Raw genomic sequence first — 14855 nt, 5'->3', positions numbered from 1 at the left:
AGTCACAGACGGGGGAGTGACTGAGTCCGCCTCGTGCAGGAAGCGTTCGACGGTCGACCGCCACTGTTCGCGCGCGTCGATGTGTGTCATATGTCCGGCTCCGTCGAGCACTACTGCCTCGGCAGAGGGAATCGACATCGCGGTACGTTCGGCCGTAGGCAGGCCGTTCAGCAGAAGCGGATCAAAGTACCCAGGGCCTGCCGCATCCAGCCCTGTTGTCGGCCGCCCGGGGGCCATCAGATGGTGAGCGAGCTGTCCGGCCCGCCGATCCGGCGGATCGCCTCCAGGGGATACGGGGTCTGTCTGCTCTCGAAACGGAACTCGCGGTAGTAGTCCGTCATTGCTGCGGCGACCGGTGCGTGGCGGGTGAGGATCGCCGCGATCTGCGGCGGAATTCCCGTTGGAGGTTCCCCTCGTGCGCAGGCGTGCACGAACGCGATGCACTCGTCCCGCTCGTACCCGTACAGGGCGACGACGAGCCACTGCACCAGGTGGGTGAGGGTGTAGCAGCGGTCATAGGTCTGGTGGTCGGCGAAGAAGTCGACCTCTTCCTTGGACAGGTCGAACCGGGAGGAGATCGCGAGGCCGTAGTCGGTGAAGAACAGCCGCTTGCCGTCGGTGAGGATGTTCTGGAAGTGGCCATCGAAGTGCAGGAGCCCGCGGGCGTTCATGAAGGAGATTCCGGCTTCGAGTTCCTTCGTGACCATGGTGCATGCCTGCTCGGCGGTCTCATCGTCGGCTTTGACCTGAACGTCCAGCCAGTCGTGCAGGTTCTGCGGAATATACTCCAGGAACAGTGCGACGCTCGCCGAGGAGTCCCGCAGCGCCTCGATCCGGTGGCGCACCTGTGGTCCGCCTCCCCAGTAGGCGACAACTTTCTCCACATCGGCCAGTTCCTCGGGCAGCGCCTGCCCGGTGTGCGGCAGCACCCGCCAGTGGTACATCAAGGGAAAGCCCTCATGGTCCTGTGCGAGCACCCAGTTCGTCGTCATGGTGTGCACGGCCAACTCCCGCCAGGCCCCCCATCCCGGGCTTCCGGGGACCCCGAGGCCGGGATGGCAGAAGACAGGTAGCCCGAAGAGGTTCGCCGTGGACCGGACGTGCTCCGGCTGCCTTTCCAGATCGGTCAGCGGCAGCCGCTTGACGAAGACCGGGGTCCCGTCGACCTCCAGCAACGCCGAAATCCCGCCGATGCCAGAACCCATCGGCGCAGCCGTATCCACTAGGTCGCGCAGTTCGCGATCACTGCACAGCGCCAATGATGTGGAGACGGCACTGTAGGCAGCCAAACGCGCACCACGCGATGCGTCGAGCTTCTCGACGGCTACCTCCACCAGGGCACCGACCTCTCTGCGATACTCGAGTCCGTCCAAAGGGCGCGCACACACGAGGGATAGCCCGGCGGCGCGCCCCCTGGGACGGGCGGACGGCATCCGGGACCATGTTTGTGAGGCCGATCCAAATACCCTTTGGCCGCACTGTACGAACCGCGCCAGCATGGTGTTCAACAAATGCGTCGAAAACAGTTGGTGTTCAACAAATTCTGTCAGACCTTTCTCGGACAGCCACGGCTATGATCGCGACGACCGACCGACCTGATGCGGTCGTGCTCGACGGCGACACCCTCGATCCGATCGTCGGAGGTGGTGCGCGAAGCCCTCGACACCACTACACCAGGCGGCCGCCTCGTCTTCATGTGTTCGCCGCCCTCGCCGAGTTCATCCGCGACCTGATCGTCGACGGGACCAACGAGGGTCCGGCTGCCACATCGTCGCGGCCCCGGTGGAAGGAGTCGTGGTGTGGGCATGGTGCGAGATCGGCACCGGCCTGGGCGGTCCCAGTACTGTTGCGGTACAGCGCTATGGCCGATCGCCTGGCGCTCTCGGCACAGTTCTCGAAGGGGCCTGTATGGACGACTTTCTTGCCGTGTCCGGTATGGCCGGAACCGCCGTCGGTATCGCCGGGATCCTCTTCGCGATCATCGCATCGCGGCGTACGGCACGCGCGCGGCGGCGCCGCCAGGATCTGCTTCAGTGGGCGATCGACCGAGCCAACCACGCGAAAATGGAGCACGAGATCCTCGATGACCTCGTGGCGACGAACAATGATCCCCTGCTCGCCCGCTGGCTGTGGCTGAGTCACCAGAGCGGAACCGACATGTACCTCGCCCTCGTCGACGAATACCTGTCCGGAGAGAAGAAATTCACCTACGCCGACCTGAACAAGATCGCCGACACCGGTCTTGTCGGTGGTGCCTGGCAGTACCGGTACTGGCTGTCGAAGATCGTGCTGAGGCCGGAGAACCGCGGCGAGGATGCTCCCGCAGCGCCCCAGTTCACCAGCACGCGCGTGCGGCGCCACAACGAACTCCGTCGGCTCGAAGCCGAAGGCGGCAACGCAGCCCTGACTGCTCTCAACGCGGACCACGCAAGCGCATCGGAAAAGGCCGGCGACCCGTAGGAGCGTTACGAATCCACAGGTCGGCCACTGATATTCGGGTGACGCCTCGTAGCCGATGCCGTGACGGCTGTGACCGACCAACCTATTTGTCACCGACGGTGAAGCCCGAGATCGGACTGAGAGAACGCTCGGCAAGTAGCCGATTATCGAGTGGTGAGCGCTGAACGGACATTGGTATCGTGCGAGCGTTCGCCGGTATGTGTCCATGGAGGAGGGCGCGTATGCCCATGGTGCGGCGGTTTTGGATCGAATTCGATCGAGAGCGCGGATCAGCTCTCTGGTGGACCAGTCCGTACGCTGGTGTGACCGGCTTCGATGAGCGGGACTGCTTGGCGATGGTGGCGGATCTGCTCACCGATGACGCCGAGTTACCCCCGGTGCGCAGCATCACGGTGGACGTCTCCCTGGCCGAGGAACTACCGGTGAACCCTCTGGCTCTCGGGGTCCCGGTGTGGCGCGGGGTTTGGTACCCGCCAGTGAACCTTCGGACCGGGCCCAACCTTACTCGGCGCCTGTCTCGGAATCACGCCTCAGCTGAGCGACGGTGAGACTTTGCGTTCGAATATCAATGGTGGAAGGAAATCCTGCCTCGGCAGCAGGGCTCGATCGCTCATCAAGCAACATCGCCGGGCCCGAACGGCGGACAGAACAGCTCATCGCTCGAGCGGATCCGCAAGCCCGGGTTCACCCGGATACTGTCGCGATCCACATGCGTATCCGAGTAGAGCGTCAGGTCGGTCAAGTTAGGAAGCGGTGGCAGCGAAACAGATTCGCCGTACAGGTCGAGAATCAGCGACTTCAGTCCCGTCACGTCACCGAGGGCATCGAACGTCTCGACATCGACCACGGACAGGACCAGATGGCGCACCGGAACTCCACTGAGTTGCCCGAGATCTACGCGCGCAGGCCCACCCAGAAGGAGTCGATCCCACGACCGAACGTCGCCCTCGTCAGTTCGTGTCAGCGGTCCCAGATCCATGCCGTTTTCATCCCACAGCAGGGCCTCGCGCACCGCCGGCAGACAAGTCATCGGCTGAAAATATCCGACCCATTCGAGGTCGGTCGTGAGCCGTCGCCGACCGAGTATCGATGCGGCGTCAGGTGCGGCTTCTGACGCGGTGCCCGCCACAGCCCGCTGCCACGGCGCGCTCAGGCTCTCCCAGAAGGAGTCCCATGACAGGTCGAAACGCGACTCCCACTGGGTGACCAGCGATGCAGTACCGTCCACCCGCCCACCTTACGTTCGAACGCGGTCGCCCACTGCGACCGGTGAACGAAATACGTTTCGGTGCAGCACATTCCACCACGCCGAAGCGTCTGTGCCTGCTGCCGCTTGTGGAGGGCCGCCCTATGATCGAACCGGCCGTACTCGACAACACGTCGTATGCCGCCTATCGCGCGGTCACGAACGTCCGCTTCCTCCGATGAGCGTGCGATTGCCGTCGTATGACTCCGCCTGCGCCGCACTGACCGAAACGTAGATGGCACAGCGGCTAGACCAGCCGGCCTAGACACTCGAGGGGTACCGTCGAGGCGACGGACGTAAGGGGTGGATATGCCGTTGGTGTGGATGGTCGTTGGCATTGTCGTGTTTGCTGTGGCCCTTGACCGACTGTTTGTGTTGGCTGAGGTTCGTGGCTGGGTTGCCCCTCGAGGCAAGTTCGGCACCGGCGGTGCCGCAGGCCTTTTCGGGGAGTTACAGGCATTGTTTGCCCCGTCGAGCCAGCACACGCAGCAGGAGATTCGAAGCCGTCAGTTGCGTGGTGAACAGCTCGATAGCGCCGGTGATCCGCCGGGAGTGGACCTTGCGAAGGGTATCGTGCGCCTGCCCGGTGCGAAATGCGAGCAGAGTCAGTCGGACCCGTTCGAGATCTGATCGGAGGTCGGGCAGAATTGCCTGCACGGCGGCGGGCAGATCACTCTGCGGTCTGTACAGCAGATCGGCGACAAGTGTGTGCACACGACCGAGCGCAGTCTCATGCCGAAGAGCGGGCGCACCTGCACTGTCGAGGAGACTATGCGCGCTGGTGGGTGATAACCGCGATCATCTCGAGATCGGCCGTGCGAGAGAGGATCAAGACCTACTTTTCCGCCAGTCGCTTCAGCAGCCGGCTGTGCACAGCCACCGGCAGCAGGTCGATCAGGTCGCCACCTGACGCGGCGACCTCCTTGGCCAACGAGCTGGACAGGAACCCGTAGGTCGGGTCGCTGGCAATGAAGAACGTGTCCACGCCGGTGAGCGTGCGGTGCATCTGTGCCATGGGCAGCTCGTAGTCGAAGTCGCCGCAGCGCAGCCCCTTCACAATCGCGGTGATTCCCTGCTCGCGCGCGAAGTCCACCAGCAGCCCCTGCCAGGACGCCACCCGCACGTTGCCGATGGAGGCGGTGACCTCGCGCAGCATCTCGATGCGCTCGTCGATGGTGAACATCGTCTTCTTGTTCGTGTTGACCATGACCGTGACCACGAGCTCGTCGAACTGGGCTGCTGCCCGCTCGAACACGTTGATATGGCCATTGGTCACCGGGTCGAAAGACCCGGTGCACAGGGCTTTTGACATGGCTACAGAAGGTACACCGACGGCGTCGTGTCACATGCCGAGGTCTGGTTGCTGGGGGAAGCCGCCGACGACTCGTTGTCATCGGTCAGCTCGTTTTCGGCGTGTTTGCCGAAGTGGTGTAGTTGGTCGGGGCTACGACGGTTGTCACTGCTGAGGGTGCAGCAGTAGTTCGGCGATGGCTTGTACGCGGGCGAGGGTGATGCCGGTTCGCTGTTCCACGGCCAGTGGGTGGTCGGTGGGTTCCAGTTCGACCGTCGGGCGGACACCGACGGGCTGGCTGTGCACCTTCGTCTTCAAGTTCAGGGTCGTCGGTTCGTATGTGGACAGCTCGGTTGAGAGCCAGCCGAAATACGGTGGCTCCTGTACCCGCTCCGGACTGGTCCACAACTCCGTCGCACGTGCGAAGTTCGCCTTGCTCAGCGAAATCCACACGCCCCATTCGAAGTCCTTCTCCGAGTCCAGGACCGGCAGGATCAGGCGGGCACGGAGGAAGAAGTGCTCGTCGGCGATCACGCACTGGTCGTCGCCGAGGACATTGCCCGAACCGCCTTCCATGCCCTCGTTCCAGTACGCGGGCGCGACCGTGCCATAGGTGAATGGCAGGCCATCGTGTTCCTGACCGCAGTGAGAGCAGAGGAACGCCAGATCTGTCGACATGCCTGACAGCATAGAAACCGGACATCGCGCTCTCGTGATCGCAGAGTCGCTCTTGGTCCGGAAGACGCCGTGGAGAATCTTTCGGCGGGTTCGGGTCTGCGGACACCCGCTCTCCCGCGCGCCGATGGCTCCGGCGTGGCGGGAGAGCGGGTGTCCGCGGCGGCGTGGGCGGCTCAGCGCCTCGCGGTGGGGACGAGTGTGGCCAGGGCCGCCGCTGTTTCGGGATGCCGGGTGACGAGCGCCGCGACCTCGGTGTGCGGGGTCGCGGCCGGGCGCTGCCATTCGCCGCTGTGGCCGAGCAGCGCGCCGAGCGCGTCGCAGGCCGCAGGGTGGGCGAACAGCAGATCCGTGACCGGTCCGCCCGCCGCCGCGAGAGCGGGCGCGGCCGCGGGTTGCGGCGTGCCCGTCCACGGCGGACTCCAGCTGTCCACGGCCGCAAGACCGGACGGGAAGGTGCGACCCGCCTCCCTGGTGAGCGCCGGAATCAGTTCACCGGCCTGGCCGCGCAGGGTGGTGATCAGCTTCGGCAGCCAGGGCAGCAGCACGCTGTCCGGCAGGCGGCCGAACGCCTTCGACAACAGCTCCACCACAAAGGGTTTCAAGGACGGCACCGGATCCATGGCCTGCACGAAACCGCTCAGATACTGCGGGAATGCCGGGACCACGAGCGGGTTGGCCAGCATGTCGTCGCAGCGGGTGCGCAGTTCCGGCAGCGTGAGCAGACCGAGTTGCAGGCGTGTCGCCCACAGCAGCGCCACCTTCGCCGGTGCCTCCGGATGCGACTGCAACACCGCCAGCTCGAGCTGGGTGTGGTCGCAGCCGAGCGACAGGGCCAGGTTCTCCATGCCGAACAGGAAGCCCAGCATGGCGGCGACCGGTCGCACGCCGGTGTTCTCGTCGGTGAAGGCGGTCGGCAGCAGCGTGCAGTAGTGGGCGTAGCCCGCGGTGACGAACCGGCCGCACCAGTCGGGGAGACCGTCCTCGGTCGATCGGAAATAGTTGAGCAGCAGCCGGATTCGGCGCAGCACCTCGGGTGCGTCGTCCACCGATCGCTCGGCGGCGAGCAGTTCGACGGCGCGGTGGCCGAGTTCGTCGGCCAGCCGCGGCGACTTCAGGTACAGCAGCGCGTCTTCCACCGTCGCCAGCGCTACCGCGGCCGTCGCGTCGGCCGCGGACACCGCCATGCGCAGCCGTTGCTCGAGCACCTGCTCGATGGTCACGCCTTCGTAGCCGAGCTCGACCAGGGCCCGCTGGTGTTTGCCGAGCGCCAGATCCCAGCTTTCCTGGATGGAGCTCTCACCGAGCGTGCGCGACCCCATGATCGGCCGCACCGCGTCCGACGGCAGCAGCCTGCGCAGGATCCACAGCAGATCCGAACACGGCCGCAGGTGCGGGTCGGCCCGCAGGTCCAGCAGCGACCGCTGCACGGTGCGCTTGCCGGTGTCGATGCCGAGCGGCGCCAGCCGATCGAGCACGTCGCGCGCGAGCGGCGGCAGGGCCGCGTAGCCCACCTGGCCGATGCGATCACCGCCGAGCAGGATCTCGCACAGCTTGCGCACGTCGCGGCGACCCGGGACGTGGTCCTTCTCGATGCACGTGATCGCCGCGTCTTGGAAGTCGTACGGCGTCGGGCGGGCGCGATTGCGGATGCCCGCCAACAGGATCGAGGTCTCGAACACCGCGATCGCATCGGCGGTGCTCGCCAGGTAGCCGTTGCGCCGGGCCAGCCTGACGATGTCCACCGACCAGTCGAGCAGCTCGGCCTCGTCGAGCGAGTCCAACCGCGGCGGCGTGGACAGGAACCCCGTCAGCTGGTCGGCCACCGCGGCGGTGGTCACGACGGGCGGCGTGCGCTTGCTCGTCTTCTTGCTCGCGGATTTCTGGCCCGCGAGCTGGAACGGCTTCACACCGCCCCGCCGCAATCCCTTCGACCAGGTCGCCGCGGCGATCGACACCGACCCCGAGGCGAGCCCGAACTGCTCCTCGATGGCCGAGTGGCTGGACGGGATGAGCCCGTACTGCCAAGTGGTCTTCGACCGCGGCGTGATCTCGTAGGGCGCGGCGTCGGCGGGGAGGCCGAACTGCTCGACCCTGCTGGCCGCGTGGAACGCCCCGCACACGTAGAGGCAGTCGGCCGGGTCGGCGCCGGTCGCCTCGAGATGTTCGCGCATCCGCGTCCACATGTAGCGCTCGCGGTTCTCGTCCTCCTCGACGCCGGTGCGGCGCAGCCGGCGGAACAGGCTGCCGATCAGCACCATGACCTGGCGGTAGGTGTCGTAATCGGCTCCCGCCAGCGGTTGTTCGACGTACTGGTCCCACCACTCCGACCAGTGCCGCACCTTGCCGTGGTGCAGCAGGTGCTCCTCCAGCTCGGCGAAATGCGGTCGCAGATCACCGATGTCGATGCCGACGGCGTCGCCGTGCAGCGCGCCGTCCTCGGTGGGCTCCGGCGTTTTGTCGGCGGGTGTGTCACCGTCCGGCGTGCCGCCGTTCGGCGCCCACTGGAAGACGTGGTCGGTGGAGCGATCGACGAGCACGAGTTCGACGCCGGGAGTGTCGAGCGCGTAGGAGATCGCCTGGTATTCCGCCCACGCCTCGGTGATCGGCGCGACCACCGACAGCGGCGCCCAGGTGGTAGGGAAGCCGTCGAGTTCACCGGCCCACGCCTGCACCGCCACCGGCAGCTTGCAGTTGCGCAGCTCGTCCAGGATCGGCCGCAGGTCCTCGCAGAGTTCCAGATAGACGACCTTGGGTCGCTTCTCGTGCAGTCGCCGCACCATCGCCAGCCCCGAGGCGGGCGAATGATGGCAGACCGGGAAGATCTCGAGCTCGACCGCCAGCGCCCGGTCGACGTCGTCGACGATGCCGGCCAAGATCTCCGCGACCGCGCCGGGCTGGGCCGCGAATCGGGTCGCGGCCTCGGCCAATTGCTCGCGCAGCGCGCCGAACGGACCGGTCACGAGAGCCTCGCGATCGCCGCCCGGCCGCCCTCCAGGAACTCCGACCAGTCCCCGCCGGCGTCCTTGCTGCGCGGTTCGACCACGCCGTGCCAGAACTTGTTGAGGATGGCCAGATCCTCCGGCGCCCGCCGGGCGAGCGAGCCGACCAGCGAACCCGCGAGCGTCTCCGCCCGCAACGTGCGGTCGCCGAAGAACTGGCTGTGCAGAATCGCGTCCTCCAGCACGCCGATCTGCTCGGCGGTCGACAGCGCGGACTCCAGCTTCTCGTCGTCGCTGGTCGCGGCGGCGGCCGCGGAGCGGAGATCGGCGAAGCTGTCGAGCAGGATGTCGAGCAGCGTGGGCGGCAGCTCCAGCTCGATCTGGTGCCTGCGCAACAGTTCCGCGGTGCGGAAGCGCACGATCTCGGCCTCGCTGCGCTTGTTGGTCACCACCGGGATGCGCACGAAGTTGAAGCGCCGCTTGAGCGCCGAGGAGAGGTCGTTCACGCCGCGGTCGCGGCTGTTGGCGGTGGCGATGATGGAGAAGCCCGGCTTGGCGAACACGACGTTGTCGTCGTCGAGTTCGGGGATGGAGACGTACTTCTCGGACAGGATCGAGATGAGCGCGTCCTGCACATCGCTGGTGGAGCGGGTCAGCTCCTCGAAGCGGCCGATCACGCCCTGCTCCATCGCGGTCATGATCGGCGACGGGATCATCGATTCCCTGGACTGCCCCTTGGCGATCACCATGGAGATGTTCCAGGAGTACTTGATGTGATCCTCGGTGGTGCCCGCGGTGCCCTGGACCACGAGCGTGGAGTTCCGGCTGATGGCCGCGGAGAGCAGTTCGGCGAGCCAGCTCTTGCCGGTGCCGGGATCGCCGATCAGCAGCAGCCCGCGGTCGGAGGCCAGCGTGACGATGCTGCGCTCGACGAAACTGCGGTCGCCGAACCACTTCTGGTCGATCTGCCGGTCCAGGCCGTCGGAGCGCTCGGAACCGAGGATGAACAGCCGCACCATCTTCGGGCTCAGCCGCCAGGCGAAGGGCTTGGGGCCGTCGTCGATCGACTCCAGCCAGTCCAGCTCCTCGGCGTACTTCAGTTCGGCGGGGGCGCGCAGCGTGGTATCGGTCATGGTCTGAGGTCTCCTAGTCGAGAAAGTTCTTGAGTTCGAACACGAGTTTCTGGATGCGGCCCGAGATCACCGGCGTGCCCATGGCCTTGAAGCGTTCCCGGAACCAGGGATTCACGCTCTGGTGCCCGGAGCTGTTGACCGAGCCGACCGGGATGAGCTTCACGCCATTGCGATGCACGGCCTGCATGCTCTCGTACAGCGGCTGGGAGCGGTCGAACTCGTAGAAGTCCGAGATCCACACCAGCACGGTGTTGGTCGGGTCGACGATCTTCGGCTGGGCCATCGCCATGGCGACGGGGCCGTCGTTGCCGCCGCCGAGGTTGGTGCGCAGCAGCACCTCGAACGGGTCGTGCACCCACGGCGTCAGGTCGATGGCGCGGGTGTCGTAGGCGATCAGGTGCACGTCGACCTTGGGCAGTCCGGCGAAGATCGAGGCGAGGATGGTGCAGTTCACCATCGAGTCCACCATCGAACCGGACTGGTCGACCACCACGATCATCCGGGCGGGCACGGTGCGCTTGGCGGTCTGCCGATAGAACAGGCGGTCCACATAGAGCCGCTCGTCGTCCGGATTCCAGTTGGTGAGGTTCTTCCAGATCGTGCGGTCCACATCCAGATTGCGCAGGATGCGCTTCGGCGGCACCGAGCGGTCGACGGTGCCCGCGGTGGTCTGCTGCACCTGGGTGCGCAGCACCTCGGCGACCTGTTCGACGTAGCGCCGGATGAGCGATTTGGCGTTGGCCAGCGCGACGCCGGACAGATTCGCCTTGTCGCGCAACAGCTGTTCGAGCAGCGACATGCTCGGTGTCAGCTGGGACGCCAGCGCGGGATCGGCGAGCACTTCGCGCAGCCGCATCCGCGAGACCAGGTCGGCCTCGAGATCGGCCAGCACGCCGCGCACCTCGCCGCCGCCCTCTGCGCCGAGCATGCGCCGCAACCAGCCCGCGTCGCGCTGCCAGCCCGCGAGCTGGGTCGCGCTGACCGTGCCGCCGCCCGTCGCGAAGACGTTCAGCAACAGCTTGGACACCAAGGCGGCCGAACGCACCTCGCCCGCGCCGATGACCGCGTCGGCCTCCGTATCGACGGGATCCCGCTGGTCTCCGGCTTCGGTTGCGTCCCGATCCGGCTCGTCCGCTCCTACGACGCCGGTCATCGATTCCGCGGCACGCACGTGCACGCCGAGGCCGTCGAATTCGGACCCCAGATCCGGGAAGCGTTGCACGACATTGTCGATCGAGACGCCGGGGTCGAGCAGTGCCGCGGGCAGGCCGAGGTCGTCGACGATCGCGACGCTCGACGTCTCCAGCGCGGGCTGGGCTTCGCTGTCGAAAATGCCCGCCAGCAGCCGCCAATAGAGGATCTGCCGTCGAGTCTCGTTGCTGTCGGTCATTTTCTCAGCAGCCGTCCCGCTCGTTCCCTCAGCACCGCCACCGCATCGCCCGACTTCGCTTGCGCCTTGACCACTTTCGGGTCGGTCGGGCCGCAGGCCCAGTCGCCGCCGTGCACGTCGACCTCGACGCCCTTGGTCTTCTTGCGCACCGCGAGCGGTCGCAGCGACCACCGCCCGGCATCCCAGCGCAGCATGCCGAGGCAGGTCGAGGAGCTGTTCACCGCGGCGGGTGTGAGCGGACCGCAGGTGGGCAGCCGATCCAGTTCGAGGGCGAGCCGGTGCCCGTCCAGCTCGATGGCGCCGTCCTCGACCTTGTAGCCCTCCAGCAGGACCGGTTCGCACAGGTGCACCGGATCGCGATCGAGCGGGGGAACGGCGGGCGCGAGCGCGCCCGCGAGCCCCACACGCGCCGTGGCGAACGGATCGGCGCTCGCGCCCAGACGAGCCGACTCGTCGTGCCAGATCAGGTCGCCGCCCGCGGTCATCGGCATGCCGTCGATATCGAGGCTCAGCCGTTCGGCGATCGCCTTCATCAGCTGCGGATGGTCGGTGAACAGCTGCCAGATCGCGGGGCCGACGATCGTGTCGACCTTGGCCGCGGCGACGCTGACCCGCACCCGGCGCGTCGCTCCCGCCGCCGTCTCCAGCAGCGCGTACAGCTGAACCTGCACCGCGGTGCCGTGCTCGTGCACGTCGACGCCCAGCGGCAGCAGCCGCCCGGACACCGCCGTCGTCTCCGCGAATCCGCCGGTGCGCCAGGACAACAGGAGCGCTCGCGCCCACAGGTCCGCCCAGCGGCGCTGCGGCAGCCGATCCAGCGTCGCGACCGGACAGCTGGCGCGCAGCTCGGCCGTCAGGCCGTCGAGCAGCACGGCGAGCCTGCGCAGGGCGGGTTCGGCCAGCAGCGCCTCGACGGTCTTGTCGGCGGCGGAGACCAGGTCGTGGTCGACGCCGCGCCATCCGGTGATGGCCACCTCCTGCAACCAGGAGCGGCTGCCCACCGCCAGGTTGTGCGGTGTGTGCGCGGGCTCGGGCTGTTCCCAGGCGGCGCGCTCGCGACCCATGGCCGTGTCCACACGGTCGAGCAGCGCGTCGTGCACGGCGCCGAGCAGCGCGGCCCGCCCGCCGGCCAGCGCCGAGAGCTCCTCAGGGCCGATCGAACCCGCGCTCAATTTCGCGACCGCCTCGGCGATCGCGGGCCCGAGCGGGGATCCGCCGGTCGCGGCGGCGAGGTTCGCCAGCGCGGCCGTGTGTTCGTCGGTGAGCCGCGCGAATCCGTGAGTCAGCGCGGTGTCGAATCCGGTCACCACATCGAGCGCCTCCGCCACCCCCGGCAGCGGCTCGAGCAGTTCGGCCATCTGTACGCCGAGCATCAGCGGCTCACCCCCGTCGAGGGGAACCACTGCAACTCGGGGATCGGCGCGGTGCCGCCCGGCAGCTCCAGGTACGCCAGATGGCGCAGGAAGCGGCTGAACACGACCGCCGCGGGCGCGGGCTCGTGCGAGCAGTTCAGCGCGTGGTACAGGCTCGCGCCCTCCGCGATCTCGACTCCCAGGTAGCGGGCCACCCGTTCGACGCCGTACTGCACGACCGCCTCGTCGAGCAGCGCGTCGATGTGCTTGCACGGATAGGCGCCGCGCAGGCCGCCGCACGGCCGATTGTTGTTGGTGCTGCAGCTGAGTCCGTGCGTCTTCGCCGCCACCGACGAGACGTACACCCGCGCGATGTCCGATCCGCTCGACACGACGCCCTGCAACCGCCCGTCCGCCATTTCGACGAAGGGCACCTTGGCCAGCTTGCGCGGCGCCACGACGGGCAGCGTCTGCACCACCGCCGCCCGCTCCCACTCGCGGTCACCCGAGTCCATCGCGTTCCCTCCCGTTTCTCTTCATGACCGAAAACCTACGCGAGCCCACCGACAAGTTCGCCGTCCTGTTGTTGATCTTGTGAATACCGACAACGACTGTCGCGCAGTACTTTTCGACAGAGACGATGTTGTCGGTACCGGCTGCTAACCTCGCGCTGGGCGACGCTGTGCCCGGCCGTGGAACCGGCCTTCGGCCACTCCTCCCAGCCGGTCTCGAGCAGCCCGGCGGCGCGTCGGCGCGCCGGGTCGGGGCGCGGCCGTGGTATCGAGGACGGATGACGCCGACGCGCTCCTCCTATGACGTCGTTGTGGTCGGCGGCGGCCACAACGGCTTGGTCGCCGCCGCGTACCTGACGCGGGCCGGTCGGTCGGTGCTGCTGCTCGAACGGCAGTCGCACACGGGCGGCGCGGCCGTGTCGGAACGCCCGTTCCCCGGTGTCGACGCGCGAGTGTCCCGGTATTCGTACCTGGTGAGCCTGTTGCCTGCGAGCATCGTGCGTGATCTGGGTCTGCGGTTCCTGACCCGCCGCAGGCGGATCTCCTCCTATACCCCGGTCGGCGACGCCGGGCTGCTCGTCGACACCGGATCCGAGGCGCGCACCAGGGCGAGCTTCCAACGGCTGACCGGTTCGGAGCGGGACTTCGAGGCGTGGCAGCGGTTCTACGCGCGCACCGGCGCGATGGCGCGGCGTGTATTCCCCACCCTGACCGAACCACTGCCGACGCGGACGGAATTGCGCCGGACCGTCGCGGACGACGAGCTGTGGGACGCGGTGTTCGAGCGGCCGCTGGGGGAGACGATCGAGCAGACCTTCGCCGACGACACCGTTCGCGGTGTGGTGTTCACCGACGCGCTGATCGGCACCTTCACCCACGCGCACGATCCCACGCTGCGGCAGAACCGCTGCTTCCTCTACCACGTGATCGGCGGCGGCACGGGCGACTGGGACGTGCCGGTGGGCGGCATGGGCGCGCTGACCGACGCGCTGGCGGACGCGGCCCGCGCGGCGGGGGCGGAACTGATCACCGGATGCGCGGTGACCGGTGTCGACAGCGACGGCGTCGCGGCGCAGGTGCGCTACGAGGGCGGCGCCGTCGGCGCGCGGCACGTCCTGGTGAACGCCGCGCCGCACGAGCTGACGCGACTGCTGGGCGGGCCGGAAGAGCCGAAACCCGAAGGCTCCCAACTGAAAGTGAATATGGTGCTGCGGCGCCTGCCGCGCCTGCTCGACACCGCGACGGATCCCGCCGAGGCGTTCGCCGGAACCTTCCACATCGCCGAATCGTATGCCGAGCTGGAGCGGTCCTATCGGGAAGCGGAGGCGGGACGGATTCCCGCGGCGCCCCCGTCCGAGATCTACTGCCACACCCTGACCGATCCCTCGATCCTGTCCGACGACGCCGCGGCTCGCGGCATGCACACCCTCACGCTCTTCGGTTTGCACACTCCCGCAAGACTTTTCCGTGACAACCCCGACGCGTCCCGGACGGCTGCGGTGAAAGGCGTGCTCGCGCAACTGGATCGGGTGCTGGCCGAGCCCATCGCCGAATGCCTCGCCGAGGATGCCGACGGCGCGCCCTGCCTGGAGGTGAAGTCTCCGCTCGATCTGGAGCGCGAGGTCGGGCTGCCCGGAGGCCATATCTTCCACCGCGATCTCGCTTTTCCCTACCGCGAGGACGGCAGCGCGACCGATCCCGCCGTGCGCTGGGGCGTCGCCACCGAAGTGCGCAATGTCTTCCTCTGCGGTTCGGGCGCGGTGCGCGGCGGCGGCGTGAGCGGCATCCCCGGCCACAATGCCGCGCGGGCCGTGCTCGAATCGTGAACCCGCCCGCCGGACATCATTCAGCGAT

Annotated in this window: 12 protein-coding genes; 3 read left to right on the top strand and 9 right to left on the bottom strand. The window is 67.5% G+C overall.

Features of this window, described 5'->3' with window-relative positions:
• Nucleotides 1-236: 236 nt before the first annotated feature.
• Nucleotides 237-1205: a protein kinase family protein gene (locus tag AC3EO7_RS06700; protein ID WP_435590714.1), complete on the bottom strand. Its 969-nt coding sequence runs from the start codon at nt 1203-1205 to the stop codon at nt 237-239.
• A 703-nt stretch (nt 1206-1908) separates the two neighbouring features.
• Between AC3EO7_RS06700 and AC3EO7_RS06695 the strand changes: the two genes are divergently transcribed.
• On the top strand, nt 1909-2460 hold the full coding sequence (locus AC3EO7_RS06695) for a hypothetical protein (RefSeq protein ID WP_435590713.1): 552 nt from the start codon (nt 1909-1911) through the stop codon (nt 2458-2460).
• Nucleotides 2461-3073: 613 nt separating this feature from the next.
• Here the strand turns inward: AC3EO7_RS06695 and AC3EO7_RS06690 are convergent.
• On the bottom strand, nt 3074-3688 hold the full coding sequence (locus AC3EO7_RS06690; protein ID WP_435590712.1) for a hypothetical protein: 615 nt from the start codon (nt 3686-3688) through the stop codon (nt 3074-3076).
• A gap of 327 nt (nt 3689-4015) precedes the next feature.
• Between AC3EO7_RS06690 and AC3EO7_RS06685 the strand changes: the two genes are divergently transcribed.
• Nucleotides 4016-4336: a DUF6191 domain-containing protein gene (locus AC3EO7_RS06685; protein ID WP_435590711.1), complete on the top strand. Its 321-nt coding sequence runs from the start codon at nt 4016-4018 to the stop codon at nt 4334-4336.
• A 205-nt stretch (nt 4337-4541) separates the two neighbouring features.
• Here AC3EO7_RS06685 and coaD read toward each other — a convergent pair whose 3' ends face one another.
• From coaD to AC3EO7_RS06650, 7 genes are all read right to left on the bottom strand, one after another.
• The gene (coaD, locus tag AC3EO7_RS06680) at nt 4542-5018 is read right to left on the bottom strand and encodes a pantetheine-phosphate adenylyltransferase (RefSeq protein WP_435590710.1); all 477 of its coding nucleotides are present in this window, start codon (nt 5016-5018) and stop codon (nt 4542-4544) included.
• 144 nt (nt 5019-5162) lie between these two features.
• Entirely contained in the window at nt 5163-5675 is a 513-nt protein-coding gene (locus AC3EO7_RS06675; RefSeq protein ID WP_435590709.1) for a DUF2199 domain-containing protein, read from the bottom strand.
• 173 nt (nt 5676-5848) lie between these two features.
• Nucleotides 5849-8635 (bottom strand): DUF5682 family protein, encoded by a 2787-nt coding sequence (locus AC3EO7_RS06670; protein WP_435590708.1) that lies wholly within the window; start codon nt 8633-8635, stop codon nt 5849-5851.
• Nucleotides 8632-9747: an ATP-binding protein gene (locus AC3EO7_RS06665; RefSeq protein WP_431969730.1), complete on the bottom strand. Its 1116-nt coding sequence runs from the start codon at nt 9745-9747 to the stop codon at nt 8632-8634. Before AC3EO7_RS06665 ends, AC3EO7_RS06670 begins: the two co-directional genes overlap by 4 nt.
• A gap of 13 nt (nt 9748-9760) precedes the next feature.
• Entirely contained in the window at nt 9761-11137 is a 1377-nt protein-coding gene (locus AC3EO7_RS06660; RefSeq protein WP_431969731.1) for a VWA domain-containing protein, read from the bottom strand.
• Nucleotides 11134-12510 (bottom strand): hypothetical protein, encoded by a 1377-nt coding sequence (locus AC3EO7_RS06655; protein ID WP_435590707.1) that lies wholly within the window; start codon nt 12508-12510, stop codon nt 11134-11136. The genes AC3EO7_RS06660 and AC3EO7_RS06655 overlap by 4 nt, the downstream gene beginning before the upstream one ends.
• The gene (locus tag AC3EO7_RS06650) at nt 12510-13004 is read right to left on the bottom strand and encodes a hypothetical protein (protein ID WP_431969733.1); all 495 of its coding nucleotides are present in this window, start codon (nt 13002-13004) and stop codon (nt 12510-12512) included. The genes AC3EO7_RS06655 and AC3EO7_RS06650 overlap by 1 nt, the downstream gene beginning before the upstream one ends.
• A 275-nt stretch (nt 13005-13279) precedes the next feature.
• Here AC3EO7_RS06650 and AC3EO7_RS06645 point away from each other — a divergent pair, with 275 nt between their 5' ends.
• A complete protein-coding gene (locus tag AC3EO7_RS06645; protein ID WP_435590706.1) occupies nt 13280-14827 on the top strand; it encodes a phytoene desaturase family protein in 1548 nt (515 codons plus the stop codon).
• Nucleotides 14828-14855 lie beyond the last annotated feature (28 nt).

The sequence above is a fragment of the Nocardia sp. bgisy118 genome, assembly GCF_057708605.1.
This window is presented reverse-complemented; position numbering and strand designations above follow the sequence as displayed.

What these genes read in the sequence shown, in the direction of transcription:
- AC3EO7_RS06685 (WP_435590711.1), top strand. Translation starts at nt 4,016, where the DNA reads ATGCCGTTGGTGTGGATGGTCGTTGGCATTGTCGTGTTTGCTGTGGCC.
- AC3EO7_RS06675 (WP_435590709.1), bottom strand. Translation starts at nt 5,675, where the DNA reads ATGTCGACAGATCTGGCGTTCCTCTGCTCTCACTGCGGTCAGGAACAC.
- AC3EO7_RS06645 (WP_435590706.1), top strand. Translation starts at nt 13,280, where the DNA reads ATGACGCCGACGCGCTCCTCCTATGACGTCGTTGTGGTCGGCGGCGGC.
- AC3EO7_RS06700 (WP_435590714.1), bottom strand. Translation starts at nt 1,205, where the DNA reads ATGGGTTCTGGCATCGGCGGGATTTCGGCGTTGCTGGAGGTCGACGGG.
- AC3EO7_RS06665 (WP_431969730.1), bottom strand. Translation starts at nt 9,747, where the DNA reads ATGACCGATACCACGCTGCGCGCCCCCGCCGAACTGAAGTACGCCGAG.
- AC3EO7_RS06655 (WP_435590707.1), bottom strand. Translation starts at nt 12,510, where the DNA reads ATGCTCGGCGTACAGATGGCCGAACTGCTCGAGCCGCTGCCGGGGGTG.
- AC3EO7_RS06650 (WP_431969733.1), bottom strand. Translation starts at nt 13,004, where the DNA reads ATGGACTCGGGTGACCGCGAGTGGGAGCGGGCGGCGGTGGTGCAGACG.
- AC3EO7_RS06695 (WP_435590713.1), top strand. Translation starts at nt 1,909, where the DNA reads ATGGACGACTTTCTTGCCGTGTCCGGTATGGCCGGAACCGCCGTCGGT.
- AC3EO7_RS06660 (WP_431969731.1), bottom strand. Translation starts at nt 11,137, where the DNA reads ATGACCGACAGCAACGAGACTCGACGGCAGATCCTCTATTGGCGGCTG.
- coaD (WP_435590710.1), bottom strand. Translation starts at nt 5,018, where the DNA reads ATGTCAAAAGCCCTGTGCACCGGGTCTTTCGACCCGGTGACCAATGGC.